This is a genomic window from Embleya sp. NPDC055664 (genome assembly GCF_053618075.1).
In genome coordinates, this window is sequence record NZ_JBSHGZ010000008.1 from 79,895 (window position 1) to 106,569 (window position 26,675).

Consider the following 26,675-nt stretch of genomic DNA (forward strand, 5'->3'; position numbering starts at 1 on the left):
TGACCGCCCGACCGCCCGACCTACAGCGGGCGGTTCAGGTGTCGGCTCAGGTCGCCCACGTAGTCCGTGATCATGTGGCGGCGGGTGAAGCGCCACGCCCCGTCGAGGCGGGCGAAGGTGTCGTGGTAGCGGCCGGTGAAGATGGGCTGAAGGGGGAAGTCGGGCAGCGCCTGGAACACCGTGACGTAGCTGCGGCACGTGCCCGTCCCCGCGTCGTCGTCGACGTCCACGATCAGGTTCGTGGTCACGTGCCGCGTGTGCGGCGTGCCGTTGTCCGGATACCGGCGCGTCCACGCCTCGTACATCTCCCGCGCCCCGGCCGCGCCCCGCACCTCCAGGTCCTGGCCCTCCGAGGTGATCACGGCGTGCGCGAACAACTCGCCCACGCCCGCGAAATCGCCCGCGTCGATGCGCTCGGCGTACAGCCCGATCAGGTTCGGGATCGCGTGGTATCCGGATGGCATGACGGCACCGACCAACCTCTCGTGGGGGAGGGGAGAGGGGGCCGAGGCCGCCCGGACCCCATCCGGGCGACCATAACTGACGCGGCGTCAGATGTCAGTGTCCCCTACGAAGCCCGGCCGCACCCCACTCCGCCTCACCCCACCGTCCCACCCCTGATGTTCTCCGTCAGCTCCAACAACTCCGCCTCCCGCTCCGCCCGCGACTTCGGGAACCCCGGCGCGTCCGGCCGGGTCTGCCACGGGTGCGGCCCGTCGAGCGGGCGGTACTCCACGCCCAACGCGTCCAGCCGCGCCAGGTGCGCCGACGTCAACCGCTCGGTGAATTCCGCGAAGTCGCCCGGCCCCGACCACACGGCCTCGGCGAACGCGCACATCCTCGGGAAGGCCATGTAGTCGATCCGCCGCACCGAATCCATGTGCTCGGTCCAGATCTGCGCCTGCCCGCCCAGGATCCGCGCGCCCTCCTCGGCGGTCAGCACCGAAGGCACCGGCCGGAACGCGTACACGTCCGCCAACGTCAACAACGGCCCCACCGGAATCGGCTCGTCCGCCGCCTCGCCCTGGCGGTAGTCGAAGTACACCGACATGTCGGGGCACGCCACCACGTCGAACCCGGCCCGCGCCGCCACGATCGTCCCGTGCTCGGCGCGCCACCCCCCGATCAACGCGTCCGACGGCACCGCGTCGCCGCCCGCCAGCACCTCGTCCCAGCCGAACACCACCCGCCCGTGCGCGGCCAACATCTTCGCCAACTCGGCCACGAACCAGCCGCCCAGCGAGCCGGGGTCGGGGTGCCCCATCCGCTCCCACGGCCCGGTCGGCACCTCGTCGCCGCCGACGCACACATACCGCGAGGGGAAGATCGCGCACACCTCGGCCAACACATCGCGACAGAAGCCCAGCGCCTCCTCGGTCGGCGCCAGCACCCCGTCGGACAGCCCGCCCCAGCGGGTGCGCACGCCGTCCACCGGCACCGCGCCCAGCGACGGATACGCCGCCACCGCCGCCTGGACATGCGCCGGCAGATCGATCTCGGGCACCACGGTGATGTGCCGATCGGCCGCGTACGCCACGATCTCGCGCAGATCGTCGCCCGTGTAGAAGCCGCCGTGCGGCTTCTCGTCGAAGCGCTCGTGTTGCCGGGCCCCGCGCATGCTGGCGGTGCGCCACGCGCCCACCGAGGTCAACCGGGGCCACCCCGGCACCTCGATCCGCCAGCCCTGGTCGTCGGTCAGATGCAGGTGCAACACGTTCAGTCGATGCACGGCCAGCAGGTCGACGAAGCGCAGCACGTCCTGCTTGGGCACGAAGTGCCGGGCCACGTCCAGCATCACCCCGCGCCACCCGAACGCCGGCGCGTCCTCGATCAGGCACGCCGGCATCGACCACGCGCCGTCTCGCACCCGTCCGCGCCGGAACACGTCCACCGGCAACAACTGCCGCAGCGTCTGCAGGCCCGCGAACACCCCCGCCGGCGCACCGCCGCACAGGTCCACCCCGGCGGCGGTGACCTCCAGTCGGTATCCCTCCGCCGGCAGCGCCTCCGGATCGAGCCGCAACTCGATCCCCGGCCCCGGCGGCAGCAGGCACCCGGTCGCCGGGCCGAGCACGCCGCGCAACCACGCCGCCTCGCCCGCCAGTTCCGGCGGATGGCTCAGCCCGGTCGTGGGCGTCAGTACGAACCCGCCCACACCGGGTGTCATGCGCGCCGGTCGGGGAACCACGGACGGCCCGGATGCCACCGGCGCCACGGACGAGGAAGACGAAGACACGGAATCAGCCCTTCACCAACGAGGAGGTCACCACGGATACCAACGACGAGCCGAACGCCGGCACACCCCGAACCCTCAGTCCTTCACCGCCCCGCCCAACCCCGACACCAGGTGCCGCTGCACCAGCACGAAGAAGATCAGCACCGGAATGGTCATCAGCGTCGAGGCCGCCATGATCCCGCCCCAGTCGTTCTCGTCCGGCTTGAAGAACACCATCAGCGCCGCCGGCAACGTCTGGTGATCGGTGTCCAGGATGAACGTCTTCGCGAACACGAAGTCGTTCCACGCGGTGATGAACGAGAACACCGACGTCGCCGCGAGCCCGGGCGCCACCAGCGGGAACAGGATCCGCCACAGGATGGTGAACCGGTTCGCCCCGTCGATCCGCGCCGCCTCCTCCAGCGACTCCGGGATCGCCTTGACGAAGCCGCGCAACATCCAGATGGCGAACGGCAACGAGAAGGCCAGGTTCACCAGCATCAGCGAGCCGAGCGTGCTCAGCCCGAACTGCGGTGCCACCGAACCGATGTCGCGGACCAGGAAGAACAGCGGGATGGTCAGCGCCTCGACCGGCACCATCTGGGCGACCAGGAACATCACCAGGATCGTGGTGCGGAACTTGAAGTTGAACCGGGTCAGCGCCACCGCCGCCAGGAACGCCACGAGCCCGGACAGCACCACCACCACGCTCGCCACGATCAGGCTGTTCAGGAAGTAGCCGCCGAAGCCGCTGACCCCGAACGCGTCCCGGAAGTTGGACAACGTCGGATGCCACGTCCACGGGCGCGGGTCGACCGAGTTGATCTCGCCGTCCGGCTTGAACGCGGAGAGCACCATCCAGTACAGCGGGAAGACGGTGAGCAGCGCGACCACGATCGCCGTGGTGTTGGCGATCCTTCGGGACACCGTGCGATTGCCCTTCGAGCGACGGGGGCCGGCCGGCCGGACGGCGCCGGCGGAGGTACGGTTCACAGCTCCTCCCCGGAGCGACGCAGCGCGCGGATGTAGAAGATGGTGACCGCGAGCAGGATCAGCGTCATCAGCACGCCGATCGCCGCGCCCAGGCTGTAGTCCGAGGACGCGAAGGCCTTCTGGTACGCGTACACGTTGAGCACCAGGTTCTGGCCGGCGATGCCGCCACCGCCGGTCATCACGTAGATCTGGGTGAAGACCTTGAAGTCCCAGATGATCGACTGGATCACCACGATGGTCAGGATCGGCCGCAACATCGGCAGCATCACGTGTCGAAAGACGGTCCATGTGGACGCGCCGTCCAGGCGGGCCGCCTCCAGCACCGAGACCGGGATCGACTCGATGCCCGCGTACAGCGAGATCATCACGAACGGGAACGAGTGCCACACCACCACGACGCCGACCAGCGCGAATGCGGACCACTTGTCGTAGAACCAGTTGTGGCCCTGCATCCCCAGGACCTCGTTGACCAGGCCCAGGTTGGTGTCGAACAGGAACATCCACACCGTCGAGCCGGTCATCGCCGGCGCCGCCCAGGCGCCGAGCGCGGCGAACAGCAGCAACAGCCGGGGCCACTTGCCGACCCGGGTGAGCAGCACCGCCAGCGCCGCGCCCACCGCCAGGGTCGCCACCACGCACGCCGCGGCGAACACCACGGTCTGGAACAGCACGTCCCAGAACTGGTCGTCGCCCAGCAGGGTCGAGTAGTTGTCGAACCCGACGAACTCCGCGACCTCGCCCGCCGACGCCTGCGGCTGACCGAACTTCAGGAAGGAGAGCAGGCCGAGCTGATAGAGCGGGTAGCCGAACAGCGGGATCAGAATGACCGCCGACGGCAGCAGCAGCCAGAACGGCGTCCAGGAGCGGCGCCGTCCGGTCTTCGTCTTGCCCGCGCCGCCGCGCGGGCGGACCGAGGCCGGGGTCGGCCGGTCCGCCCGCGCGGGCGTGGTGGTCGTGGTCACCGGCTTACTTCCCGGCGAACGCGTTGTCGATGACGGTCTTGGCCTCGCCGGTGGCGCCGGAGACGTCCGACTTGCCGGTGATCACCTTCTGGAACATGGTCGGCACCACGGACTGCGAGTCGATCTTGGCCCACGCGGCGTCCTTGGGCACGAACTTGGTGCCCGCGTTCAGGGTGTCGATGAACGGCTTGAGCCACGGGTCCTTGGCCACCACGTCGCCGCGCGCCGAGGCGAGCGTGGGCAGGTTGCCCATCGCGTCGAACATCTGGAGCTGGTACTTCTTGCCGCCCAGGATTTTCATGAAGTCGACCGCGAGCGAGCGGTGCTGCGAGGACTTCATCACGCCGAGGTCGTTGCCGCCGGAGAAGGCCGGCGCGATCGAGCCCGGGGCGGTGCCCGGCAGCGGCACGACCGCGTACTTGCCCTTGGCGGTGCCCGCCTCGACCGCGCTGCGCGAGGAGTTGGGCAGGATCGCCATGCCGGCGGTGCCGGCCGCGAACGCCTCGACCGTCTTGCCGCCGGTCAGGTCGGCGCACTGCTGGGGCGGACAGATGTCCTTGGTGAACAGGTCGGTGTAGGCCTTGACGCCCGCCTGCGACTGCGGCGAGTCGATCGCGGCCGCGTACTTGCCGCCCTGCTGGGTGGCGATCTCGCCGCCGTTGGCCCACAGGAAGGGCAGGCCGCCGAAGGTGTACTTGCCGCCGACCGCGATGCCGAGCATGTCCGGCTTGGCCTGGCGCACCTTCTTCGCCGCCTCGACCAGCTCGGCGTACGAGGTGGGGGGCTTCAGGCCCAGCTCGGTGAACACGTCGGTGCGGTAGTACAGCGAGCGCAGGCCCAGCCACCACGGCAGGCCGTAGATCTTGCCGTCGACCAGCGTGGTGTCCTTGAGGTCCTTGGGCAGGTCGCCCGCCTCCGACCAGTTGGCCAGGTCGCCGGAGATGTCCGCGAGGCCGCCGGCCTGGACGTAGCCGAACAGGTCGGTGTTGCCGAACTCGACCACGTCCGGCGCGCTGTTCGGGTCGTTGAACGCGCCCTTCATCTTCTCCGCGCGCGGGCCCGCGTCGGTGGGGATGTAGCCCACCTCGACGTTCACCTTGGGGTGCGCCGCCTTGAAGTCGGCGACGGCCGCGCCCACGACCTTCTCCTTGGGCGCCCGGTTGGCCTCGTCGTACAGCCACACCTTGAGCGTGCCGGTCTGTTCGTCGGCGGACTTCGTCTTGGACGCCGTGCCGGGCGCGCACGCCGCCAGCGCGATGCCGGCCACTGCGACGGCGGCCAAACTCCGGATCTTCACGACAATTCCTCCTGCGGCGAGGCAGGCCGAAGCGATCGCGGGGGGTGCCGCGACCCGAGGGTCGGCCTGTACGTCTGGACGTCGCGTCAATCGACACGAACGGGGCCGCAAGGGGGAAACAATCCGGTGCGGCGTGAGCGGGACGTTAGAAAGCGGTGCGTCGTTCCGACAAGGCGTCCCGCCGAACGTTGTGCACTGCAAAACTGTGTGCTGCGAAAGTGGTATCGGACGCTTACGGACACGTAACGTCCGTGCTCGGTCGACCCGTCGGTCATCCACCGGACACCGTGCGTTCCGAACCGCAGGCGGGCGGACACACGGGGTCACGCGAGGTGTACGGACGAGGCAAGAGGACGCGGGAAGCGACGCCGCACGGCGCGCGGCGAGAAACGCGTGAAAGGGCAGGGAGGGCTCGCATGTACGACGTACCGCCGCGCGGCGGACGGGTGCCCGGCGGCGGCGATGTGCCGGTGGCGGGTGTCCCCGTACCCTCGTTCGAAGCCCTGACGGGCAACCCGCCCGGGCACCCGGTCAGGCCGTCCTGAGGACATGCGAGTGAGCACTCCCGAGCACGGCCCCGAACCGGTCGACGGCAGCGCGTCGACCCGCGTCGACCAGCCGATCCGCCCGGTCGAATCGACCCGCGCGGTCGGACCGGCGCACGCGGGCGCGTCGACCCGCCCGGTCGGAGCGGCCCACCCGGTCGCGCCGACCCGCCCCGACGAGCCGGACGACGCCCGCGCCGGCCGCCCCCCGGCCCCGCCGCGCAACCAGTCCGCGTCCCTGCGCCGCGCCCTCGCCGTCCTGGAGCAGGTTCGCGACCACGCCGCCGCCGAGGGCCTGAGCCTGACGGAGCTGGCCGACACGCTCGGCCTGTCCAAGAGCACCGTGCTGCGCCTGGCCCAGCCGCTCCTGGACACCGGTCTGCTCTCCCGCGACCGCCGGCACGGCCACTTCCGGCTCGGCCCCGGCGCGCTCGCCCTCGGCCAGGCGTACCTGGCCGGCATCGACCTGCGCACCGCCGCCGCCGAGGAGGCGCACCGCCTGATGCGCGAGGCCGGCGGCACGGTGCACCTGTGCGTGCCGGACGCACCGCACATCGTCTACATCGACAAGGTCGAGAACGAGACCGCGGTACGGATGGCCTCGCGCATCGGCAGCCGCGCGCCGATGTACTGCACGGCGGTCGGCAAGGCGATGCTCGCCTGGCTGCCCGAGGACGTGTTCGCCCAAGTGGTCGACGCGGGCCTGCCCACGGTCACCACCCGCACCCTGACCGACCCCGGCCTGCTGCGCACCGAACTGGCCCGGATCCGCAACCGCGGCTACTCGGTGGACGATCGCGAGAACGAGCCCGAGGTGCGCTGCGTGGCGGCGCCTATCTTCGATCACAACGACGTCGTGGTCGGAGCCCTGTCGGTCTCCGGTCTCACGTCGCGCGTCACCGCGGCGCGGGTCCGCGAACTGGGACCCGCGGTCGCGGCGGCGGCACTCCGTGTATCGCGCACCCTGGGAGCGACCCGATGACCCTCGACTCGTACACCAAGGGCACCTGGCTGCCCTACGAGGAACTCACCGACGACGAGTTCGGCGCCGCCGGCCACAGCCTCTTCGACGGGCCGCTCACGTGGCCGGTGATGGTCGCGCGCAAATCCGCGCTGCTCGCGAACGTGGCCACGATGGCCGCGTACACCGAGCGGCACGGCGTGTTGTTCGCCCCGCACGGCAAGACCACCATGTCGCCCGAGCTGTTCGCCGAGCAACTGGACGCGGGCGCCTGGGGGATCACCGTCGCCACCGCGAACCAGGCGCTCGCCGCGCACCGGTTCGGGGTACCACGGATCCTGATCGCCAACGAGATCCTGGACGAGAAGGTGCTGCGCTGGGCCGCCACCCGGCCGGACCTGCTGTTCTACGTCGACTCCCGGGCGGGCGTCGAGGTCGCGGCGGCGGCGCTCGCGGCGGTGCCCGGGGGGAAGTTGTCGGTGCTGGTCGAACTGGGCCGCGCCGGCGCGCGGACCGGGTGCCGCGGTGTCGCCGAGGCGGCCGAGCTGGCCCGGGTCGCGGCGGCGGTGCCGGGGCTGACCGTGGCGGGTGTGGCGGGCTACGAGGGCGGCCTGCCCGACGCCGCGGCGGTGTCCGCGTGGATGGGCGAACTCGCGTCCCTGGCCGACGAGATCGCCGACCTGGTGCCCGGGTCGCCGATCGTCTCGGCGGGCGGCAGCGCCTGGTTCGACGCGGTCGTGGACACGCTCGCACCGGACGGCAAGCCGCTGCCCGACCGGACGATCATCCTGCGCAGCGGCGCCTACGTCTCGCACGACGACGGCTTCTACGCGGTGCGCACCCCGTTCGTCCGGCACCCCGAGGAGGGCTCGCTCGCGAGCGCCCTGGAGGTCTGGGCGCAGGTGCTCTCGGCGCCCGAGCCGGGCCTGGCTTTGCTCGGCGCGGGTCGCCGCGACGTGCCCTTCGACCAGGACCTGCCGGTGCCGCTGCGCATCCGTGCGCTGGACGGGACGCTGCGCGAGCCGGGCGCCGCGCGGGTGACCAGGCTCGACGACCAGCACGCCTACCTCGAACTCGGCGACACCGAGGTGGCCCCCGGCGAGCTGGTCTGCCTGGGCATCTCGCACCCCTGTACGGCCTTCGACAAGTGGCGCGTGGTGCCGGTGGTGGACGACGACCACCGCATCGTGGACGTGCTGAACACGCACTTCTGACCGGGGGAGCCGCGCCGGGCCCGGCCCCAATCCGGGCCCGGCGCACCGGTACACCCCGCCTGAACCGCCTGAACCGCCTGAACCACCCGAAGCACCGAAACCACCCGAACCACCGGACCCACCCGAACCGATCCCGCATCCGATGCCGTCGACGACGCGACCCCCGCGAGAGGACATCATGACCGTCGAACCCCGGGAAACCCCGGACGTGGTCACGCTCGGCGAGACCATGGTGCTGCTCCGCGCGCCGCACATCGGCCCGCTGCGGCACGCCCGCACGCTCGACGTCGCCACCGGCGGCGCCGAGAGCAACCTGGCGATCGGGATCACCCGGCTCGGTGGGCGGGCCGCGTGGATCGGCCGGGTCGGCGACGACGAGTTCGGCCGGCTGGTGCTGGCCGTGCTCGGCGGCGAGGGACTGGACACACGCGCCGCGGTGGTCGACCCGGAGGCGCCCACCGGGCTGATGGTCAAGGCCCGACGCACCAGCGCGGCCACCGACGTGCGCTACTACCGCGCGGGCAGCGCCGGTTCGCGGCTGTGCCCGGACGACGTGGACCCCGCCCTGGTGCGCTCCGCCCGGATCCTGCACGTCACCGGCATCACCCCCGCGCTGTCCCCGACCGCGCGCGCCGCGGTGCGCGCGGCCGTTGCCGAGGCGAACGCGGCCGGCGTCCCGGTCTCGCTCGACCTGAACTACCGGCGGGCGTTGTGGTCGGCCGAGGACGCCGCCGGCGAACTGCGCGCCCTGGCCGGCCACGCCGACATCCTGTTCGCCACCGAGGACGAGGCCCGCCTGGTGCTCAAGGCGCCGGACCACACCCCGTTCGTGGACCTGGCCCGCGAGTTGACCGCGCTCGGGCCGGCCCAGGTGTTGCTCAAGCGCGGCGCGCTGGGCGCGGTCGCGATCGTCGACGGCCGGCCGCACGAGGTGCCGCCGCACCGGGTGCACGCGGTCGACCCGGTCGGCGCGGGCGACGCGTTCGCCGCCGGCTACCTGGCCGAACTGGTCGGGGGCGGCCCGGTCGCGACCCGCCTGGCCACCGCCGCCGCGGCCGGGGCGTTCGCGGTGACCGTGCCCGGCGACTGGGAGGGCCTGCCCCGCCGGGACGAGTTGCGGCTGCTCGCCCAGGACGACGCGGTCACCCGCTGAATCCGGGCCACACGTAGCATTCCCACGCATCCGCACACGCGATCGGGAAGGCGAACCACCATGGCCCACAAGGAAATCCGCACCGACGCCGCACCGAAGCCCGGCGGCACCTACTCGCAGGGCATCGACACCGGCGACTTCGTCTACACCGCGGGCATGGGCCCGGTCGACCCGGCCACCGGCGCGACCGTCGGCGACGACGTGGCGACCCAGACCCGCCAGGTGCTGGACAACCTCAAGGCCGTACTGGCCGAGGCCGGGCTCGACTTCAGCCACGTGGTGAAGGTGACCACGCACTTGGAGCACCTCAAGCGCGACTTCGCCGGCTACGACGAGGTCTACCGCGAGTACTTCACCGCGCCGTACCCGGTGCGTACCACCGTCGGCTCGGACCTGATGAACATCCTGGTCGAGATCGACGTGGTGGCCCGCCGCCCGTGACCCGAGGCGGCGCGGGCGGTCACAGCGGCTGGAGGAATTCGAGCCGGTTGCCCACCGCGTCGTGCGCGTAGCACCGGCGGTGGCCGGGGAACTCGCCGTCGGGCGTGACCTCGGTGCCGTGCGCCGCGAGCCGGGCCATCACATCGTCCAGGTCGTCGACCAGGATGCCGGGATGGGCCTTGCGCGCGGGCCGGAAGTCGGCCTCGACGCCGAGGTGTATCTCCAGCGTGCCGGCGCGCACCCACAGTCCGCCGCGTGCCGCGAGCACCGGCGGCTTGGCCACCTCGGTCATGCCGAGCACGCCGAGATAGAAGGCACGACACGCGTCCTCGCTGCCGGCGGGGATCGCGAGCTGTACGTGGTGCAGGGCGAAGGATGTCATGCGCGCATTCCTACCCTCCCGGCGCCGCGGAGCGGAACCACGCCCCAGCGCGAGCACACCCACCGTCCGGGTCCCTCGGCGGGCGCCGCGGCCCACGGTCCCCCCGATCGCGGGCACACACGGAACGGCCCCGCCCGGCACGTCGAAACGCGCGCCGGGCGGGGCCGAGGCGTCGGCTCAGCCGCCGTTGATGCAGACGTTGCCGAACGTCGGGTTGAGCGCCGCGATGATGTTGATGGTGTTGCCGCACAGGTTGACCGGGATGTGCACCGGGATCTGGATGTTGTTGCCCGACAGCACGCCGGGCGAGCCGACCGCCGCGCCGTCGGCCTCGGCGCCGGCCATGGCGGGGCCGGCGGCGCCGGCGAGAGCAGCGCCCACGGTGGCGGTCAGGACAGCGGCCTTGGCGATACGCGACATGTTGAGTCGGTCCTTTCGGTGCGTACAGGTCCCACCCTCGGCGGGTGGGTCCTGAACAACGCGCCAGGGCGCCGGGGGATACGGCACACGTCCGAACGAGCGGTGCAGGCCCCGCGGGATTAGGCCGTTCGGGCGGCGACCCGCAGTCGACCGGCCAGTTCGTGGGCCACCTGTGCCAGCTCCGCCGGGGCGCTCGCGGCAAGCGCGCACAACACGTCCGCCGACGCCTCGGCGACCGCGCGCGGTACCGGCACCGGCGCGAGTCCGTCCAGCAGCGAGCGGGTCCTGGCCGCGATCGGCGGCGACCCGGCCGGGGGTCCGGCGGCCTCGGCGGGGCCGGTCGCGGGTCGCCCCGCGTCGTCCGGAATCCCCTCCGGGCCGGGGCCGGGAATCAGGCTGCGCAGTCCACGGGGCACGACGGGCACGGTCATTCCCCGCAAGTTAGCCGACCCGCCCCCGCGAATTTCCTTGTGAGGCGTACTTTTCGGCCATCGAATGTCGATTCGCGCGGTGTTTCATCCTGACGGGTGACGGCGCTGTCGGAATCGACGGCTAACGTTCCCGCCAACCTGATCACGGGCGCCGAGCGCCTTGTGCCGCTGGGCAGTTGACGGGTTGTCACCGACATTCGCACACATGCGTGGAGGGGAACGATCGTGGGATGGATCCGGGCGGGCGACTATGAGGTCGCCTTGGAAGACGGCAAGGTGGTGTGCCGCAACGCCAAGGGGCGGCAACTGAAGTCGGTGCCCGGGAAACTCGCCGACGATCCGGCCGTGGTGGGCCTGCGCCAGCTCGTCGAGTGGCTGGATCGGCACGATCGGGCCTGCCTGGACGCGGTGGAGCGCTGGATGATCGGCTCGCTTCCGGTCCCGGTCGCGGTGTTGGCCCGGGTGTGGCCGGATCCCGCCTGGCAGCGGGTGCTGCGCGACCTGGTGGTCACCACCGACGAGGACGGCGCGGTGGCCGGATTCCTGCGCGGCGCGGACCCCGAGCGCGGCGTCGGCATCGTCGACCCCGACGGCGACACCGTCTACCTCGACGCGCAAACCATCCGCATCCCGCACCCCGTGCTCCTCGACGACCTCGACGACCTGCGCGAATTCGCCGTCGAACTCGGCGTCGAGCAGCGCGTCCAGCAGCTCTACCGCGAGGTGTGGCACCGCCCCGCCGACGTGGACGCCGCCCGCACCGGCGTGGATGAGTTCGCCGGCGGACGCTACGACCAGCTGCGCTTTCTGATCGGCCGGGCCACCCAGCTGGGCTACCAGGTGCGCGGCGGCCAAGCCGTGTGCACCGTGCTCGACGGCGGCCGCGAGATCGAGGCGCGGATGTGGCTGGGCGACTACGACGGCTACGACTCGACCGAGACCGGCTCGGTCGCCTGGACCGAGGACGGCGCCACGCTGACCCTCGACCGGGTGCCGCCGGTGGCCTGGTCGGAGGGCATGCGGATGGGCGCCGCGCTGTACGCGGGCCGCACGATCGAAACCACGGAGGACGCGGCATGAACACCACCGGCACGGGCACCACCCCCGACCCGTCGCGCGTCCTGCTGGACGCCGGCGCCGTCCTGCCCGTCGGCACCCTCGCCGGCGACGACATCGACACGCTCACCGTGCGCACCTACCTGCACCCCGCGTTCGGCGACCGCCCGATCGTCCGGCTGGTCCCGGGCACCCTGGGCGAGGCCGAGGACCTGGCGCTCGGCTTCCTGGGGCTGACCCGCGAGGCGGACGCCCCCGAGGTCGGCCAGGTCCGCCGCGAGGCGCTCGGCTTCCCCGCCTGGGCACTGGTCAACGACCCGGCGAACGGACACCACGCACTGGCCCTGGTCCGTGACATCGAACGCCTGGACCGCCAGGCCAAGACCAAGCCCGGCGCGGCCAAGGACGGCTTCGACCAGCTCGCGGTCCGCCTCGGCCGGGCCGTACCGCACTTCCTGCCCACCTTCCACGAGCAGGCCGCGCGGATCTTCCTCAAGCACGACAACAAGACCTACGCGTCCGCGTTCTTCGGCAAGGCCCGCGAGGCCGAGCGGGTGCACAACCTGGCGATCGAGGAGGAGCGGCTGCGCGCGGTCTTCCTGGAGTTCGCCTTCGCCGGTGCGCTGACCGCCAAGGCGCTCAAGGAGCACGCCAAGTCGCTCGCCGCCCGCCTCGGACCCGCCGAGGCATGGGTACAGTTCCGCCAACTGGCGGTCGAGCGCTGCACCGCGGGCATGCCGCCGTACGCCGGCCTGGCCGAGGACGCCCGCGCGCTGATCCGCGCGGCCGGCGGCGACCACACCGCCGAGGAGCGCGCGCTGCTGCGCGAACTGCTCGCCACCCCCGCGATCGCCCGCGCGCCGCTGTCCTTCTGGAAGGTCAACCGCGCCCCGATCGCGGCACTGGCCGGCGCCGAACCCGAGTCGCGGGCCCGCCTCCTCGACATCCTGCCCACCCCCGGCGGTTCGACGTCCGACGCCGAGGTCGACGACTTCTGGCTCGACCTGCTCGACGACGCCGGCGTCCTGGACCTGCTCGTCGGCGGCGACCTCGAACCCGGCGTCCGGGCCCAGTGGGTCACCCGCTGGGCCGCGCACCGTCAGCGCGGCTGGGGCTACACCGGACGCAGCGCGCGCACCGCCGCGCTGGTCGCCCGGATGGCCGACACGCTGCGCGCCGAGGCGGTACCGGTCACCCTGTTCGGCGGCAACCGCTACCGCTCCGGCGTCGACCTGGACCTGCTGGACCTGGCCCTGGCCGAGCGCATACCCGTGACCGACCCGGACCCGAAGTGCACGTTCGGCCTGGGCGAGTGGTGGGACGACGAGGCCGAGGGCCGGCGCGAGCTGGCCGCCGTCGCCGCCGACGAACGATTCCGGGCCCTGCTCCTGATCGCCGTCGGCGGCCTGAACGCCAAGCACCAGCCGGCCACCGCCGCCCACCCCGTGCTGCGCCCCGTGCTCGCCCGCCGACTCACCGAGATGGGCGAACGACTCGCCTCCGCCGCCGGCCTGCCCGACGCCGAGCGCGAACTCACGCTGCTCGACGGCTTCCGCGGTGTGGTCGAGGACGTGACCCCCGACCTGGTCGCCCGCGTCCGCGCGTTCGACGCGGTCGCGCTGCTCGCGACCACGCTGCGTGCCGGCGTCTACGACGAACTCGGCTGGCCCGCGCTCGACGAGGCCGTCGAACTGCTCGGCCGCAAGGGCGACATCCGGATCGACGAGTCCTGGCCCGCGCTCGTGCTCTCCACCGACAAGCGCGCGCTCGTGGTCGGCCCCGAGGGCATCCTGCTCGACCACGAACCGCGCGTGCCCAAGGACCGCACCAGCTGGCAGCGCACCCAGTACCGCTACGTCGACGGACAACTCCTGGTCGCCTGGTACAACACCGACTACGAATGGGAGGGCTACTGGTCCGCGCGCCCGACCGAGACGTTCCTGCTCGGCGGACCGCCGAACAACGGCTCCGACGGCACCATGCTCTCCCTCGCGCTGCCCGGCGGCGGGGTGACCACCGGCGGCCGGCCGCTGTACGCGGGTGACACCAAGCTGCCCGCGCGCCGGGGCGTGCTCACCGACGGCACCACCCACTGGTCGCTCGACTACGAGCGGTCGGACCGCAAGTGGACCGAGTTCGACCCGATCACCGGCACCCACGGCCGCGCCTCGCTGCCCGCCCCGTTCGCCGCGGCGGTCGCCGACGGCGGCTCGCTGGTGCCCGACGCGTGCGAGTTGTTGCCGCTGCTGCCCGGCCTGGAGCAGACCCCGTTCGGCACCGATGGCACGCTCTTGGGCCGCTGGGTCAGGATCGACGGTGACACCCTCACCACCGGCTCGGTCGACGGCCGCACCGTGACCGCGCCCGTGCGCGGTCGGCGGCACTGGGACCAGCGGCCGCTGGAGATTCCGATCGGCGCGCTGCGCCTGCCCGGCGGCGCGGCCCCCACCGCGGTCGCCCCGCACAACGGCGCCGTGACGCTGTGGCACGAGGGCGTGCTGCTCGGCCACTGCGGGTCCGGCTCCGGACTGGCCGCCGGCACCCGGGTGGTGCCGGCGCCCGCGTTCTGGCACGCGCTGCGACCGCGCGACGAGGCCGGCTCGCTGGCGCTGCGCGCGATCACCCACGAGCAGGCCGGCGTACTGGTCGAGGAGGTGCGCGCGGACCGCGAGCGCGCCCGGGCCGCGTACGAGGCCGCCAAGAAGGGGTCGGCGAACAAGCCCGCCAAGCCGGCCACGATCCGGACCGAACCGGTGCGCCGCCTGCTGCCCGCGATCACCCACGCCGGTCTGGTCCGCGGCGTCGCCTCGCTGGCCGGGGAGACCGCCCGACTCGCCGAACGACTGCGCGACTTCGGCAAGGTGAACCGCAAGGAGCGGCAGCCCCGCGCCGTGCCCACCGGCCCCGCGTACGGCCGGGACAACGAACTGTGCGCGGCGGTGGCCGGCATCGCGGGCGTCGGCTGCCGCTACTACGGCAACCAGGGCCAGGGCACCTGGACCACGTTCGAACACATCACCGCGGTGGCCGCCGCGCTGGCGCGTACCGACGGCCCGGCCGAATGGACCACCGAACCCGAGAAGCTGCGGGAACCCCACGTGGCCGCCTGGCACGACCTGCTCGACCACCGCGCCGCGATGGTCGCCCGGGCCCTGTCGCCGCTCACACCCGACACACAGCGCGCCTCGCTGCTGCTGCTCCTGGAGGCGCTCGCCGCCGGCCCGCTGGGCACCCCCGCCGGGACGCTGCGCCGGGTCGTGTTGTGCGAGCCCTCCGGCAAGAAGAAGGAACGCAAGCGCATCGGACAGGTCCTGCGCCGCGCCGACCGCACCGTGATCATCCTGGACAGCCAGTACACCTACGGCAACGACACGCAGCACTGGCTCGCGCTCGACCACGACCCGTCGGGCCGGTTCGAGGCGGTCGACGGCTTCACCACGCATGAGGAACACCGCTACCGCGAGCCGATGTCCCCCGAGCGGGTCGCCGCCGTCGTCGAGGGCATTCGTGCCCACGGCCCGGTCCCGTGGCGACCGGAAGCGGTGTCCGCCCTGACCGAGGGCACCGGATTGGGCCGCGCCGAGGCGAGCGTGCTGCTCGCCGGGCTGGTCGCGGGCGACATGGACAAGGACCGCCGGGCGGTGCTCGGCCTCAAGGCGGCCGAGGCGACCACCGCCCGCGAGCAGTTGGACCGGCTCGACCGCGCGGCGCGCACCGGCGTCCAGGGCGCGCTGGTGCCCGAGCGGCCCGAGGACGTCGCCGCCCTGTGGACGAGCGGCTGGGACATCGCGGCCGGCAGCCGCGCCTGGGAGGCCGCCTTCGGGCGGGTGTTGCGGCTGCCCGAGGAGGTCGCCGCGGACGTCCGGGGCATCGCCGCCGCCGCGTTCGAGTACGTCCTCACCCCCGAATCCCAGCGGTGGATCACCGGCACCTCCACCCACAGCGTCGACAAGGACGGCAACCTCGTCGCCTCCGACCCCGCGGCCGTGCCCGCGGGCCACACCCTTGGCCAGACCGTGACCGCGCTCGCCTGGCTGGCCTACCGGCTGCCCTACGGCGATCCGCTGCGCCCGCAGCTGCCGCGCGTGCTCGACCTGCTGCGCAAGCGGGTGGCCGACCCGGGCCTGGTGGTCGACCTGGACGTCGAGTACGCCGAACGCGGCGCCACCTCCACCCTGTTGCGCGAGGCGGCCGGACTACCCGCCACCGGCGGCACCGACCCCGACGGCGTGCTCCGGATCGAGGACCGCTTCTGGCTGCGCCCCTGGTACACCGACAACGAGTTCACCCTGGTGCGCACCGCCGGCTTCACCGGCGCCGACGACCCGTGGTTCGATCGGCTGATCGCGCTGCGCGGCGAGGCGAAGTCCGTCGCCTTCGCCGCCTTCCGCCGCATCCTCGACCCCGCCTTCGAGACGCTCCTGCGCGCCGACGGCCCGCCCGGTGTCCCGCAGGACCCGAGCCACTCGGTGCCCGAGCTGGTCGCCGAGGTCGCCAAGACGCACGGCATCGGCGAGGACGCCGCCGTGCTGTACCTCCAGTTGCTCGCCCTGCCGGACCCGACGGATCGTCAGGTCGCCCGCTGGACCGGCTGGAAGCCCGCCCGGCTGAAGAAGGCCCGGACCGAACTCGCCGGCACCGACCTGGTTCTGGAGGCCAAGCGGGCCCGAGCCGGCCGCTCCCTGTTCCTGCCCGGCGGCTGGAACGCGCTGAAGAGCCCCGCATTGCCCCTGGAGGTCTGGAAGGAGGGGCTCTATCCGAAGCCCGGGCAGGGCATGATCGTGCCCGACCTGCCCGTGCCCGAGCTGTTCCACCGGGCCTGGCGGCGCGTGCAGGACGGCGATGCGCCAGGCTTCGAGGAACTCGTCACCCGCACCACCCGGAAGGGCCGCCGCTGATGGCAACCGCAACCGAACCCGCCGCCGGGGCACGCCAGATACACCCGCCCGAGGACCTGTACGCCCGGGAACTGGCGTTCCTGGCCGCCTACGACCGGGGCCCGCGCCCGCCGGCCTGGCGGCTGACCCCGCGCGCCGTGGTCACCTTCGTGATGGGCAGCGGCGACGAACTCAAGCTGCCCGAACCGGTCGAGGGCCTGCCCCGCGCCCTGACCATCGGCGCCAAGTTCGTCGGGGAACGTGCCCTCGTCGAGCGCTGCGTGGTCACCCTCGCCGGCGAACGCGGCCTGCTCCTGGTGGGCGAGCCCGGCACCGCGAAGTCGATGTTGTCCGAACTGCTCGCCGCCGCCGTCTGCGGCACCAGCGGGCTCACCGTGCAGGGCACCGCGGGCACCACCGAGGACCAGCTCAAGTACGGCTGGAACTATGCGCTGCTGCTTGCCCAGGGCCCCAGCCGCGGCGCCCTGGTGCCCTCGCCGGTGCTCACCGCGATGACCACGGGCGCGGTGGCCCGGATCGAGGAGGTCACCCGCTGCCTGCCCGAGGTACAGGACGCGCTGGTGTCGCTGCTCTCGGAACGGCGGATCGCGGTCCCCGAACTCGCGGGCGGCCCCGACGCGCAGGTACACGCCGCGCCCGGCTTCACCCTGATCGCCACCGCGAACCTGCGCGACCGGGGCGTCTCGGAGATGTCCGCGGCGCTCAAGCGCCGGTTCAACTTCGAGACGGTCGGCCCGATCGGCGACCACGACGCGGAGACGGCGCTGGTGCGCCGCCAGGCCAAGGCCGCGGTGGAACGCACCGGGACGGCGTACGCCGTCGACGACACGGTCCTGGAGGTGCTGGTCACCGCGTTCCGCGACCTGCGCACCGGCCGCTCCGCCGAGGGCTGGGAGATCGAACGCCCGTCCACCGTGCTGAGCACCGCCGAGGCGGTCTCCGTCGCCTCCTCGCTCGCGCTGGCCGCGGCCTACTTCCCGGGCGACCGGGACGTGCTGAGCCTGCTGCCGGGGCACCTGCTCGGCGTCGCGAAGAAGGACGACCCGGCCGACGCGGCCCGGCTGCTCTCCTACTGGGACGCGGCGGTGCGCCGACGGGCCGAACACGGCTCGGCCACCTGGCGCACCCTGTGGGACCTGCGCGGAGTCCTGGAGGGCTGACGAGGTGTCGACCATACGTACGGACGGGCCCAACGACGAGGCCCGTCCGGCCGCCGCGCGCCTTGCCGCGTCCCGGCGGCCCCACCTGATCGGCGTGCGCCACCACGCGCCCTCGCTCGCTGCCGCGGTGCCCGCGCTGCTCGACGAGGCCCGGCCCGACGTGCTGCTCGTCGAACTGCCGCACGAGGCCGCGCCCTGGTTGGAATGGCTCGCGCACGAGGACACCCGGGCGCCGATCGCGCTGGCCGGGACCGGACCGCACGGGCTCGGCTTCTACCCCTTCGCCGACTTCTCGCCGGAACTGGCCGCGCTGCGCTGGGCCGCGCGCAACGGCGTGCCGGCGATCCCGTGCGACCTCCCGCTGGGCCACCCCGGGTGGGACCGGGCGGCCGGCCCGGGGGCGGACGCGGGCGACACCGACGCGCGGGGCGGCGGGCTGCACGCGGCGCTGCGCGACCGGCTCACCGGCCGGGCCGGGGACGACCTGTGGGACCGGCTGGTCGAGGCCACCGCGCCCGGCTCGTCCGCCGAGGCGATCCGCCGCGCCGCGCTCACCGTCGGCTGGGCGCTGCGCCGCGACACGGGCGGCATCGACCCGGTCGACCTGCGTCGCGAGGCGTGGATGCGGTCCACGCTGCGCGCGGCCGAGGAAGCCGGGGCGACGCGGGTCACCGTGGTGCTCGGCGCGTTCCACGCACCGGCCCTGCTCGACGGCGACGCGGAACCGCCCGCCGGCGACATCGCCGACGTGACGATGTCGTTGATCCCGTACACCTACCCGCTCCTGGACTCCCGTTCCGGCTACCCCGCCGGCATCCGCGACCCCGAGTGGCAGCAGTCCGTCCTGGAATCGGCCGGCGACCCCGCCGCGCTGCGCGAGGCGCTGATCGGCGCGGCGGTACGGATCTGCACCGATCTGCGCGGCCAGGGACACCCCAGTGGTCCGGTCGACGCGCGCGAGATCGTCCGGATCGCCGGCGACCTCGCGAACCTGCGCGGCCTGCCGGCGGCGGGGCGCGGCGAACTGCTCGAAGCGACGCAGACCGTGCTCACCCACGGCGAGCCGCTGGGCCGGGGCCGCTCGGTCGCCCGCGCCCTGGAACGGGTGCTGGTCGGCACGCGGGCCGGACGCCCGTCACCGGCCGCGCCGCGCAGCGGCCTGGGGCCCGAGGTGGAGCGCCGGATCACCGAACTGGGCCTGCCCGGACCGACCGACCCGGCGGAGCGCGACCTGCGCCTGGACCCGCTGCGCAGCGACCGCGACCGGCGCCGGGAACTGCTCCTGCAACAGCTGACGACCTGTCGCATCCCCTACGCCGAGCCGACCGCGGTGGTCGGCACCGGCGGCGCGGACGCGGTCACCACCCGCTGGCGGGTGCGCTGGACGCCGTCGGTGGCGGCCCTGCTCGACGCGGCCGGCACGCGTGGCGTCACCCCGGAACAGGCCGCCGAGGGCACCCTCCGCGCCCAACACCACCAGGAACTCGCCGAAGGCGGCCCCACGGCCGCCCAGATCCTCACCGGCCTCGAACGCGCCGCGGCCTGCGGCCTGCCGGACCTCACCGCGACCCGCCTGGCCGAAACCGCCGAGTCCCTCCCCACGATCGCCGGCCTCCCCGACCTCCTCGCGGCCCTGACCCTCACCGACCGCATCCACCAGGGCCACCTGGGCCTCCCCGTACCCGACACCGCCTCGGCGAAGGCCACGGTCGACGAGGCACCCCACGGCACGGCCGACGAGTACACGGAGCCCGGCGACCCAAAGGCCCCCACGGCCTCGGGACCGGAGTCGGGATCGGGATCGGGATCGGGATCGGGATCGGCGTTGGGATCGGGGTTGGGATCGGGCGAGGAGATCACCCGCATCCTCCTCACCGCCGCCGTCCGCCACCTCGACGGCCTGACCGGATCCGACGACCCGGCCGACGCCCGCGCGCTGGCCGACCTCGCCGGACGCGCCGACGTGTTCGGCGGAGTCCGGCTGACCGCCGGGCTGGCCCGCCTGGCCGCCGACGGCTCGCCGCTGATGTCCGCCGCCGCGGGCGCCGTCCGAGTCCTGCTCGGGCACGAGGACCCGACCACCCTCGGCGACCGGATCGGCTCCTGGATCGACACCGCGACCACCCCGGCGACCCGAGCCGAACTGACCCGCCGCCTCACCGGCCTGCTCACCGCGGCCGGCCCCCTCCTCCAGGCGGGCGGCCCGATCCTCACCCCCCTCCTGGACCGCGTCGACACCCTCCCCGACCGCCCCTTCCTGGACCGCCTCCCAGCCCTGAGAGGCGGCTTCGACACCTTGACCCCCGCCGCCCGAGACCGAGTCCTGGCCACCCTGGCCGACCACCTGGGCGACCGAGTCGACACCGACGCGGACCCCATCACCCTGGCCCTATGGACCAGCACCGACCTGACAGCCAAATCAGCCCTACTCCAACGAGCCCTCCTCCCACCCCCCGTCCCAACCACGAGCACGACGAACCCGCAGCCCACGAACCCCACCCCAGCCGCTTCCAGCGGCGCACGAGCCCCATCGCCCCTCGCCGACGCCACAAATCCCCAGCCCTCGCATCCCACCCCCACCACCGGCAGCCCACAAACCCAGCCCGACACACCAAACCTGCAACCCCCGACCCCCGCCGCCACCCTTCCGCAGCCTCCGAACCCCGGCCTAGCCCCGTCTCCCACCACCGGAGCCCCGCAGGACCAATCCGCCCAGGCCAACACCGTGGCTCCGCAGCCCGCGAACCCCGTGCCCGTCGCCGTGCTTTCCGCTCCCGACGGGCGGCCGCGAGGCCAATCCGGCTCGGCCGATGCCGTAAATCCGCAGCCTGCGGGTCTCGCGGAACGGGTGGGCGGGTGGGAACAAACCCACGACCTCCCCCCCGCCCAACGCTGGAAACTCATCCTCGGCCGCCAATCCGACCGCCTCCCCCCAAAGGCATCCGGCATGGCCCGCGCGCTCGACGAGCTATACGGCACCGGCCACGGCGAAGGCTCCCGCAGCGACCTCGGCGACGCCCCGGGCGCCGGCCGCGAAGCCCCCTACCCCGGCGTCCGCGAATGGTCCGAGGACCTGATCGCCCTCTTCGGCCCGGCCGTCCGCGAGGAGGTCCTGGCCGCCGCCGCGTCAGCGGGCCGCACCGATGTGCTCACCCACCTCGACCCCGCCGCCGCCCGCCCCTCCGTCGACCTGCTCAAGACCGTCCTGACCCACGCCGGCGGCCTCCCGGAGAGCAAACTCGCCCTCCTCCGCCCGCTGATCGCCCGCATCGTCGCCGAACTCGCCCGCGAACTCGCCACCCGGCTGCGCCCCGCGCTCACCGGCATCACCACCCCCAGGCCCACCCGTCGCCCCGGCGGCGCGCTCGACCTGCCGCGCACCCTGCGGGCCAACCTCACCACCGCCCGCCGCGCCGCCGACGGCTCGGTGCTCGTGGTGCCGGAGAAGCCGATCTTCCGCACCCGTGCGAGCCGCAGCAACGACTGGCGGCTGATCCTGGTGGTCGACGTGTCCGGCTCGATGGAGGCGTCGACCATCTGGTCCGCGCTCACCGCCTCGATCATGGCCGGCGTCCCGTCCCTGAGCACCCACTTCCTGACCTTCTCCACCGAGGTCATCGACCTCACCGGACACGTCCAGGACCCCCTCGGCCTGCTCCTGGAGGTCAAGGTCGGCGGCGGCACCCACATCGCCGCCGGCCTGCGCGCCGCCCGCGACCTCGTCACCGTGCCCTCGCGCACCCTGATCGCCGTGGTCAGCGACTTCGAGGAGGGTTATCCGATCGGCGGCCTGCTCGCCGAGGTCCGCGCGCTCGCCTCCTCGGGCTGCCACATCCTCGGCTGCGCGAGCCTGGACGACGCCGGACGACCGCGCTACTCGACCGCCGTCGCCGGCCGACTGGTCGCCGCCGGCATGCCGGTCGCCGCGCTGAGCCCCACCGAACTGGCCCGCTGGGTCGGAGAGAAGGTCCGATGAGCACGCAGGGCCTCCCACCGGTCGCCCCCGACGTCACCGCCGACATCGTCGAGGCACTCACCCCGCGCCTGCGCAAACGCCTCGACGCCGCGATCGGCAAACTCGCCGCCTGCCCGATCGAACACGACGGCGACACGGTGCGGATCACCGTCGGCGAGGACGCCGAACTGACCCTGTACATCCCGACCGGAGCCGTCACCACCACCGCCGACCTGCGCTGCAGCTGCCTGCTGGCCCCCGCCTGCGTACACCGCGCCGCAGCAGCCGCCGCGGCCCCGGTGGCCGAGCCCCAAGCCCCCGACGAAACCGCCACACCCGACGCGCCCACCACAACCGAGCCCACGCAACCGGCGGAAGCAACCGCCGAGTCCGCCACCCCCACCGAGCCCACCCCCGCCGAACGCACCGCCGCCGACGCCCTCTGGACCGCCGGCGCCGCGATCGTCGACGCCGGAGTCGACGGCGCCGGCGCCGTACTCCAGGCCGGCCTGCTGCGCGCCGCGCACACCGCCCGCCTTGCCGGCCTGCACCGCGCCGCCGCCGCGGCCGTCACGGTGGCCACCGGCCTGCGCGCCGCCCGCGACCGCGACCCCGCGTACCGGCTCGCCGACCTCGTCGCCGCCATGCGCGAACTGCTCGACGTGGCCCACGCGTTGCGCACCCCGGCGGCGACCTACCCGCAGTCCCTCGACCTCCTGCGCGGCACCTCCCGCCGCGCCTACGCCCCGGCCGGCTCGCTGCGCCTGTACGGCCTGTTCACCGAACCCGTCCTGACCGCCCGGGGGTTCGCCGGCGCGGTCACCACCACGGTCGACCCCACCGGCACCCTGCGCACCATCGGCGACGTCGCCCCCGGCGGCGCCGACCGGGCGATCGGCGCCGCCACCCGCGCGATCCGGCTCGGCGACACCTCGATCGACCCGGTCGCGCTCACCCGCGCCGGCCTCGTCGTCTCCGGTGCCACCGTCTCCGCCAACGGTCGGCTCGGCGCCGGCCAGGCCGTCCGCGCCGCGCGCGCGAGCGGCGCGGCCTGGACCGACGAACCGCTGCGCGCCCTGTGGGAGACGCCGCTGTCCGCCCAGATCGACCGGATCGTGGGCCACCGCGACCTGCCCCCCGACGACCGCCCCGCAGGCGCCGACCTGCTCTTCCTCGACGTCACCGTGCTCGGCACCACCCCCGGCGCCCGGGACCGCCTGCTCGCCGAATGCGCCGGGCAGTCCGTACACCTGCTCGTCGCGCACGCCGACCCCGTCTTCGCCTACCGGGACAACCTGCGCCTGCTCGCCGACCGTCCCGGACTGCGCCTGCGCGTGATCGGCCGCCTCGAACCCGGCGCCGACCGGGCGATCCGGGCGCTCGCGGTCGGCGTCGCGCCCGGCGAGGGCCCGACCCTGCGCCTCGCCGAGGACCGCCTGGGCCGGATCGACCTGGGCCTGGAGCGTCTGCACCGCGCCGACCTGCCCGCCGCCGACCCGACCCCGTCCATACTCGGCGCGGCCGAGGAACCCCCGCCCGCCCCGCTCTACCTGATGCACCGTCACGTGGAACGCGCGATCAGCGGCGGCCGTCCCGTCCTGGTCCTGGCCGGCTCCACCGCCGGCGACACCGCCCGACTGCGCCGGGTGGGGCTGGCCACGGGGGCCGTGCTCGTGGAGCGTCTGACGCACGTCGCGGCGGGCCGCGAACGGGATGTTTTCGGGCGTCTTCGCGCGGGCGACAACGACCTTTTGTCCACTGCGTGGCTGGCCGCTGCCGTGTACGCGCAAACCGTCGAAGGGGCTCTGACCAGGGCTGTTTGGTCCACCGAGGGCTGAGGCAGGGGGCGTTGCGCCAATCGATTTCCGATCGGTGTCGGGCAGCGTGTATGGTTTTCCTGCTCGCCCCAATAGCTCAGTCGGTAGAGCGTCTCCATGGTAAGGAGAAGGTCTACGGTTCGATTCCGTATTGGGGCTCAGACGATGGGATCCCCACCTGGCAACAGGTGGGGGCCTCGTCGAGGCGGCGTAGCTCAGACGGTAGAGCAAGCGGCTCATAATCGCTGTGTCACCGGTTCAAGTCCGGTCGCCGCTACCAAGCGAGCCGATTCGGGGGAGACTCCGCATCGGCTGCTTTTGCTGTATTCACCCCTGACCGCAAGGAAGGCACTCCAGTGGCTGCCACCGACGTCCGCCCGAAGATCACGCTGGCCTGCGTGGAGTGCAAGGAGCGGAACTACATCACCAAGAAGAACCGGCGCAACGACCCGGACCGTCTTGAGATGAAGAAGCACTGCCCCCGCTGCAACGCGCACACCGCGCACCGCGAAACCCGCTAGGCGTTTCGCACTCCGACACCGACGAGGCCACTCCCCACGAGGGGGGTGGCCTCGTTGTCGTATTCTCCGCAGCGTTGCCCCGCCGGCTCGCCGGCCACCGCCGCCTCCACCAGGGAGAACCGCTTTTATGCCGCTGGACGCGAAGTTCATCGGGCGGACCTACCCGCCCACCGAGCCGTACGAGGTGGGTCGGGAGAAGATCCGCGAGTTCGCCGCCGCGATCGGTGACCCCGATCCCGCGTACAACGACCCCGAGGCGGCCAAGGCGCTCGGCCACCCCGACGTGATCGCGCCGCCGACCTTCGCGATCGTGGTCACGATGCGCGCCGCGGACCAGGTCGTGTACGACCCCGAACTGGGCCTGGACTACTCGCGTGTGGTGCACCGCGACCAGAAGTTCACGTACACCCGACCGGTGCGCGCCGGTGACCGACTGACCGTGGTGACCACCGTGGACGACATCAAGTCCCTCGCGGGCAACGACGTCCTCACCACCCGCGCCGAAGTCAGGACCGTGGAGGGCGAGCACATCGTCACCGCGCTGTCGAGCCTGGTGGCCCGCGCCGCCGACGAATCGGAGGGCTGACCATGACCGCCAAGATCTCCTTCGACGACGTCGCGGTCGGCACCCAACTGCCCACGCGCAGCTTCCCGGTCACCCGGGAGACCCTGGTCCGCTACGCGGGCGCGTCGGGCGACTTCAACCCGATCCACTGGAACGGCCGATTCGCGACCGACGTCGGCCTGCCCGACGTGATCGCGCACGGGATGTTCACCATGGCCGAGGCCGCCCGCGTGGTCACCGACTGGCTCGGCGACCCGGGCGCGCTGGTCGAATTCGGCGTGCGCTTCACCAAGCCGGTCGTGGTCCCGGACACCGTCGAGGGCGCGACCATCGAGGTCACCGGCAAGGTCGCGGTGCTCCTGGACGACCGCCGGGCCCGCGTGGACCTCGTGGTCACCGCCGCCGGCGCCAAGGTCCTGGGCGTACCCAGAGCCATCGTGCAACTGGCCTGAGCCCAGGCGCCGGGGCGCGCCCGGAGCCGCGGCCCGCTCCGCCCCGGCCCCGGACTCCGAGCGTGCCGGCAGCCGTGATGCGGCCGGCCTCGGCCCGAGGCGCCGGGTGTGCCCGGACCCCCCGCGCGGCCGGCCCGAGCCCGGTGCCGGGCGGGTGATGCGAGAATCCAACGGTGCAGCCTGAAATCGACGCGCCCCTCGCCGCCCTGACCACCCTCCGCCTCGGCGGACCGGCCCGTCGGCTCCACACGGCCACGACCACCGATGCGGTCCTGGCGATCGTCCGCGCCACCGACGAGCAGGGCATCCCGCTGCTCGTGCTCGGCGGCGGCAGCAACCTGGTCGTCGGCGACGACGGCTTCGCCGGCGACGTGCTGCGGATCGCCACCACGGGCCTGCGCATCGACGGCACCGAGCTGAGCGTGGACGCCGGCGTGCCGTGGGACGACGTGGTCACCGCCGCGGTCGACGCGGGCCTGTCCGGCATCGAATGCCTCGCGGGCATCCCCGGCAGCGCGGGCGCCACCCCGGTGCAAAACGTCGGGGCGTACGGCCAGGAGGTCGCCGAGACGATCACCTCCGTCGAGGTCTACGACCGCACCGAACGCCGCCCGCGCACCCTCACCGCCGCCGACTGCCGCTTCACCTACCGGCACAGCGTGTTCAAGGGCGACGACCGCTTCGTGGTGCTGCGGGTGCACTTCCGGCTGCACGACGACGACGGCCGCTCGGCCCCGATCCGCTACGCCGAACTGGCCCGCGTGCTCGGCGTCGAGCCGGGGGAGCGGGTCGCGCCGGCCGCCGCCCGCGCCGCCGTACTCGAAGTGCGCCGCGGCAAGGGCATGGTCCTGGACGCCGCCGACCACGACACCTGGAGCGCGGGCTCCTTCTTCACCAACCCGATCCTGACCCACGACGCCTTCGCCGACCTCACCGCGCGCGTCGCCCGACACCTGGGCCCCGACGTCACCCCGCCCCGCTACCCGTCCGGCGCCGACCACGTGAAGACCTCCGCGGCCTGGCTGATCGAACGGGCAGGCTTCACCAAGGGCTACGGCGAGGGCAGAGCCCGGATCTCCACCAAACACACTTTGGCCCTGACCAACCGCGGCAAAGCCACCACGGAAGACCTCCTCACCCTGGCCCGAGAGGTCCGCGACGGCGTGGCAACAACCTTCGGCATCACCCTCACGAACGAACCGGTCCTGATCAACGCCAAGCTCTAACCCACCCCCAC

22 protein-coding genes and 2 tRNA genes are annotated in these 26,675 nt (G+C 73.2%); 16 read left to right on the top strand and 8 right to left on the bottom strand.

The window, feature by feature from the left end:
* Positions 1-20: 20 nt before the first annotated feature.
* The 5 genes from ACWGR4_RS16485 to ACWGR4_RS16505 all read right to left on the bottom strand — a co-directional run bounded on the left by ACWGR4_RS16485 (position 21) and on the right by ACWGR4_RS16505 (position 5,467).
* Positions 21-464, bottom strand: a complete 444-nt coding sequence (locus ACWGR4_RS16485) for a nuclear transport factor 2 family protein (protein WP_452133339.1) — start codon at positions 462-464, stop codon at positions 21-23.
* A gap of 134 nt (positions 465-598) precedes the next feature.
* On the bottom strand, positions 599-2,236 hold the full coding sequence (locus ACWGR4_RS16490; protein WP_452134208.1) for a beta-N-acetylhexosaminidase: 1,638 nt from the start codon (positions 2,234-2,236) through the stop codon (positions 599-601).
* 75 nt (positions 2,237-2,311) lie between these two features.
* A complete protein-coding gene (locus ACWGR4_RS16495; RefSeq protein WP_380005590.1) occupies positions 2,312-3,142 on the bottom strand; it encodes a carbohydrate ABC transporter permease in 831 nt (276 codons plus the stop codon).
* Positions 3,143-3,204: 62 nt separating this feature from the next.
* Positions 3,205-4,170 carry a carbohydrate ABC transporter permease gene (locus tag ACWGR4_RS16500; protein WP_380005468.1) on the bottom strand — a complete coding sequence of 322 codons (966 nt, stop codon included), beginning with the start codon at positions 4,168-4,170 and terminating at the stop codon, positions 3,205-3,207.
* 4 nt (positions 4,171-4,174) lie between these two features.
* A complete protein-coding gene (locus ACWGR4_RS16505; RefSeq protein ID WP_380005466.1) occupies positions 4,175-5,467 on the bottom strand; it encodes an extracellular solute-binding protein in 1,293 nt (430 codons plus the stop codon).
* Positions 5,468-5,883: 416 nt separating this feature from the next.
* Between ACWGR4_RS16505 and ACWGR4_RS16510 the strand changes: the two genes are divergently transcribed.
* The 5 genes from ACWGR4_RS16510 to ACWGR4_RS16530 all read left to right on the top strand — a co-directional run bounded on the left by ACWGR4_RS16510 (position 5,884) and on the right by ACWGR4_RS16530 (position 9,781).
* Entirely contained in the window at positions 5,884-6,012 is a 129-nt protein-coding gene (locus ACWGR4_RS16510; protein ID WP_452133988.1) for a hypothetical protein, read from the top strand.
* 10 nt (positions 6,013-6,022) lie between these two features.
* Positions 6,023-6,994: an IclR family transcriptional regulator domain-containing protein gene (locus ACWGR4_RS16515; protein ID WP_452133989.1), complete on the top strand. Its 972-nt coding sequence runs from the start codon at positions 6,023-6,025 to the stop codon at positions 6,992-6,994.
* A complete protein-coding gene (locus ACWGR4_RS16520) occupies positions 6,991-8,187 on the top strand; it encodes an alanine racemase (RefSeq protein WP_452133990.1) in 1,197 nt (398 codons plus the stop codon). Before ACWGR4_RS16515 ends, ACWGR4_RS16520 begins: the two co-directional genes overlap by 4 nt.
* A 178-nt stretch (positions 8,188-8,365) precedes the next feature.
* Positions 8,366-9,340: a sugar kinase gene (locus tag ACWGR4_RS16525; protein ID WP_452133991.1), complete on the top strand. Its 975-nt coding sequence runs from the start codon at positions 8,366-8,368 to the stop codon at positions 9,338-9,340.
* Positions 9,341-9,400: 60 nt separating this feature from the next.
* Positions 9,401-9,781 carry a RidA family protein gene (locus ACWGR4_RS16530; RefSeq protein ID WP_380005458.1) on the top strand — a complete coding sequence of 127 codons (381 nt, stop codon included), beginning with the start codon at positions 9,401-9,403 and terminating at the stop codon, positions 9,779-9,781.
* Between the two features lie 19 nt (positions 9,782-9,800).
* Here the strand turns inward: ACWGR4_RS16530 and ACWGR4_RS16535 are convergent, their stop codons facing one another.
* The 3 genes from ACWGR4_RS16535 to ACWGR4_RS16545 all read right to left on the bottom strand — a co-directional run bounded on the left by ACWGR4_RS16535 (position 9,801) and on the right by ACWGR4_RS16545 (position 11,014).
* A complete protein-coding gene (locus ACWGR4_RS16535; protein ID WP_380005456.1) occupies positions 9,801-10,163 on the bottom strand; it encodes a VOC family protein in 363 nt (120 codons plus the stop codon).
* Between the two features lie 177 nt (positions 10,164-10,340).
* Positions 10,341-10,583 (bottom strand): chaplin, encoded by a 243-nt coding sequence (locus ACWGR4_RS16540; protein ID WP_380005454.1) that lies wholly within the window; start codon positions 10,581-10,583, stop codon positions 10,341-10,343.
* A gap of 119 nt (positions 10,584-10,702) precedes the next feature.
* A complete protein-coding gene (locus ACWGR4_RS16545) occupies positions 10,703-11,014 on the bottom strand; it encodes a hypothetical protein (protein WP_380005452.1) in 312 nt (103 codons plus the stop codon).
* Positions 11,015-11,239: 225 nt separating this feature from the next.
* Here ACWGR4_RS16545 and ACWGR4_RS16550 point away from each other — a divergent pair, with 225 nt between their 5' ends.
* The 11 genes from ACWGR4_RS16550 to ACWGR4_RS16600 all read left to right on the top strand — a co-directional run bounded on the left by ACWGR4_RS16550 (position 11,240) and on the right by ACWGR4_RS16600 (position 26,664).
* Entirely contained in the window at positions 11,240-12,094 is an 855-nt protein-coding gene (locus ACWGR4_RS16550; protein ID WP_380005450.1) for a DUF4132 domain-containing protein, read from the top strand.
* Positions 12,091-16,968, top strand: a complete 4,878-nt coding sequence (locus ACWGR4_RS16555; protein WP_452132406.1) for a hypothetical protein — start codon at positions 12,091-12,093, stop codon at positions 16,966-16,968. The genes ACWGR4_RS16550 and ACWGR4_RS16555 overlap by 4 nt, the downstream gene beginning before the upstream one ends.
* Entirely contained in the window at positions 16,968-18,128 is a 1,161-nt protein-coding gene (locus tag ACWGR4_RS16560; protein WP_380005446.1) for an ATP-binding protein, read from the top strand. Before ACWGR4_RS16555 ends, ACWGR4_RS16560 begins: the two co-directional genes overlap by 1 nt.
* A gap of 4 nt (positions 18,129-18,132) precedes the next feature.
* Entirely contained in the window at positions 18,133-22,104 is a 3,972-nt protein-coding gene (locus ACWGR4_RS16565; RefSeq protein ID WP_452132407.1) for a DUF5682 family protein, read from the top strand.
* Complete coding sequence (locus tag ACWGR4_RS16570; RefSeq protein ID WP_452132408.1) at positions 22,101-23,921, top strand: hypothetical protein; 1,821 nt, start codon at positions 22,101-22,103, stop codon at positions 23,919-23,921. The genes ACWGR4_RS16565 and ACWGR4_RS16570 overlap by 4 nt, the downstream gene beginning before the upstream one ends.
* Before the next feature lie 65 nt (positions 23,922-23,986).
* Positions 23,987-24,059 (top strand) — tRNA-Thr (locus tag ACWGR4_RS16575).
* Between the two features lie 45 nt (positions 24,060-24,104).
* Positions 24,105-24,180 (top strand) — tRNA-Met (locus ACWGR4_RS16580).
* Positions 24,181-24,256: 76 nt separating this feature from the next.
* Positions 24,257-24,421 (top strand): 50S ribosomal protein L33, encoded by a 165-nt coding sequence (gene rpmG / locus ACWGR4_RS16585; protein ID WP_004571794.1) that lies wholly within the window; start codon positions 24,257-24,259, stop codon positions 24,419-24,421.
* Between the two features lie 127 nt (positions 24,422-24,548).
* Positions 24,549-25,007 carry an FAS1-like dehydratase domain-containing protein gene (locus ACWGR4_RS16590; protein ID WP_380005440.1) on the top strand — a complete coding sequence of 153 codons (459 nt, stop codon included), beginning with the start codon at positions 24,549-24,551 and terminating at the stop codon, positions 25,005-25,007.
* 2 nt (positions 25,008-25,009) lie between these two features.
* On the top strand, positions 25,010-25,438 hold the full coding sequence (locus ACWGR4_RS16595; RefSeq protein ID WP_380005438.1) for a MaoC family dehydratase: 429 nt from the start codon (positions 25,010-25,012) through the stop codon (positions 25,436-25,438).
* A 173-nt stretch (positions 25,439-25,611) separates the two neighbouring features.
* Positions 25,612-26,664: a UDP-N-acetylmuramate dehydrogenase gene (locus ACWGR4_RS16600; protein ID WP_452132409.1), complete on the top strand. Its 1,053-nt coding sequence runs from the start codon at positions 25,612-25,614 to the stop codon at positions 26,662-26,664.
* The last annotated feature ends 11 nt before the right edge of the window (positions 26,665-26,675 follow it).

Excerpts from the sequence above, each read along its gene's own strand:
- ACWGR4_RS16485 (WP_452133339.1), bottom strand. The coding sequence starts at position 464 with ATGCCATCCGGATACCACGCGATCCCGAACCTGATCGGGCTGTACGCC.
- ACWGR4_RS16510 (WP_452133988.1), top strand. The coding sequence starts at position 5,884 with ATGTACGACGTACCGCCGCGCGGCGGACGGGTGCCCGGCGGCGGCGAT.
- ACWGR4_RS16520 (WP_452133990.1), top strand. The coding sequence starts at position 6,991 with ATGACCCTCGACTCGTACACCAAGGGCACCTGGCTGCCCTACGAGGAA.
- ACWGR4_RS16525 (WP_452133991.1), top strand. The coding sequence starts at position 8,366 with ATGACCGTCGAACCCCGGGAAACCCCGGACGTGGTCACGCTCGGCGAG.
- ACWGR4_RS16530 (WP_380005458.1), top strand. The coding sequence starts at position 9,401 with ATGGCCCACAAGGAAATCCGCACCGACGCCGCACCGAAGCCCGGCGGC.
- ACWGR4_RS16535 (WP_380005456.1), bottom strand. The coding sequence starts at position 10,163 with ATGACATCCTTCGCCCTGCACCACGTACAGCTCGCGATCCCCGCCGGC.
- ACWGR4_RS16540 (WP_380005454.1), bottom strand. The coding sequence starts at position 10,583 with ATGTCGCGTATCGCCAAGGCCGCTGTCCTGACCGCCACCGTGGGCGCT.
- ACWGR4_RS16545 (WP_380005452.1), bottom strand. The coding sequence starts at position 11,014 with ATGACCGTGCCCGTCGTGCCCCGTGGACTGCGCAGCCTGATTCCCGGC.
- ACWGR4_RS16555 (WP_452132406.1), top strand. The coding sequence starts at position 12,091 with ATGAACACCACCGGCACGGGCACCACCCCCGACCCGTCGCGCGTCCTG.
- ACWGR4_RS16560 (WP_380005446.1), top strand. The coding sequence starts at position 16,968 with ATGGCAACCGCAACCGAACCCGCCGCCGGGGCACGCCAGATACACCCG.
- ACWGR4_RS16570 (WP_452132408.1), top strand. The coding sequence starts at position 22,101 with ATGAGCACGCAGGGCCTCCCACCGGTCGCCCCCGACGTCACCGCCGAC.
- ACWGR4_RS16590 (WP_380005440.1), top strand. The coding sequence starts at position 24,549 with ATGCCGCTGGACGCGAAGTTCATCGGGCGGACCTACCCGCCCACCGAG.
- ACWGR4_RS16595 (WP_380005438.1), top strand. The coding sequence starts at position 25,010 with ATGACCGCCAAGATCTCCTTCGACGACGTCGCGGTCGGCACCCAACTG.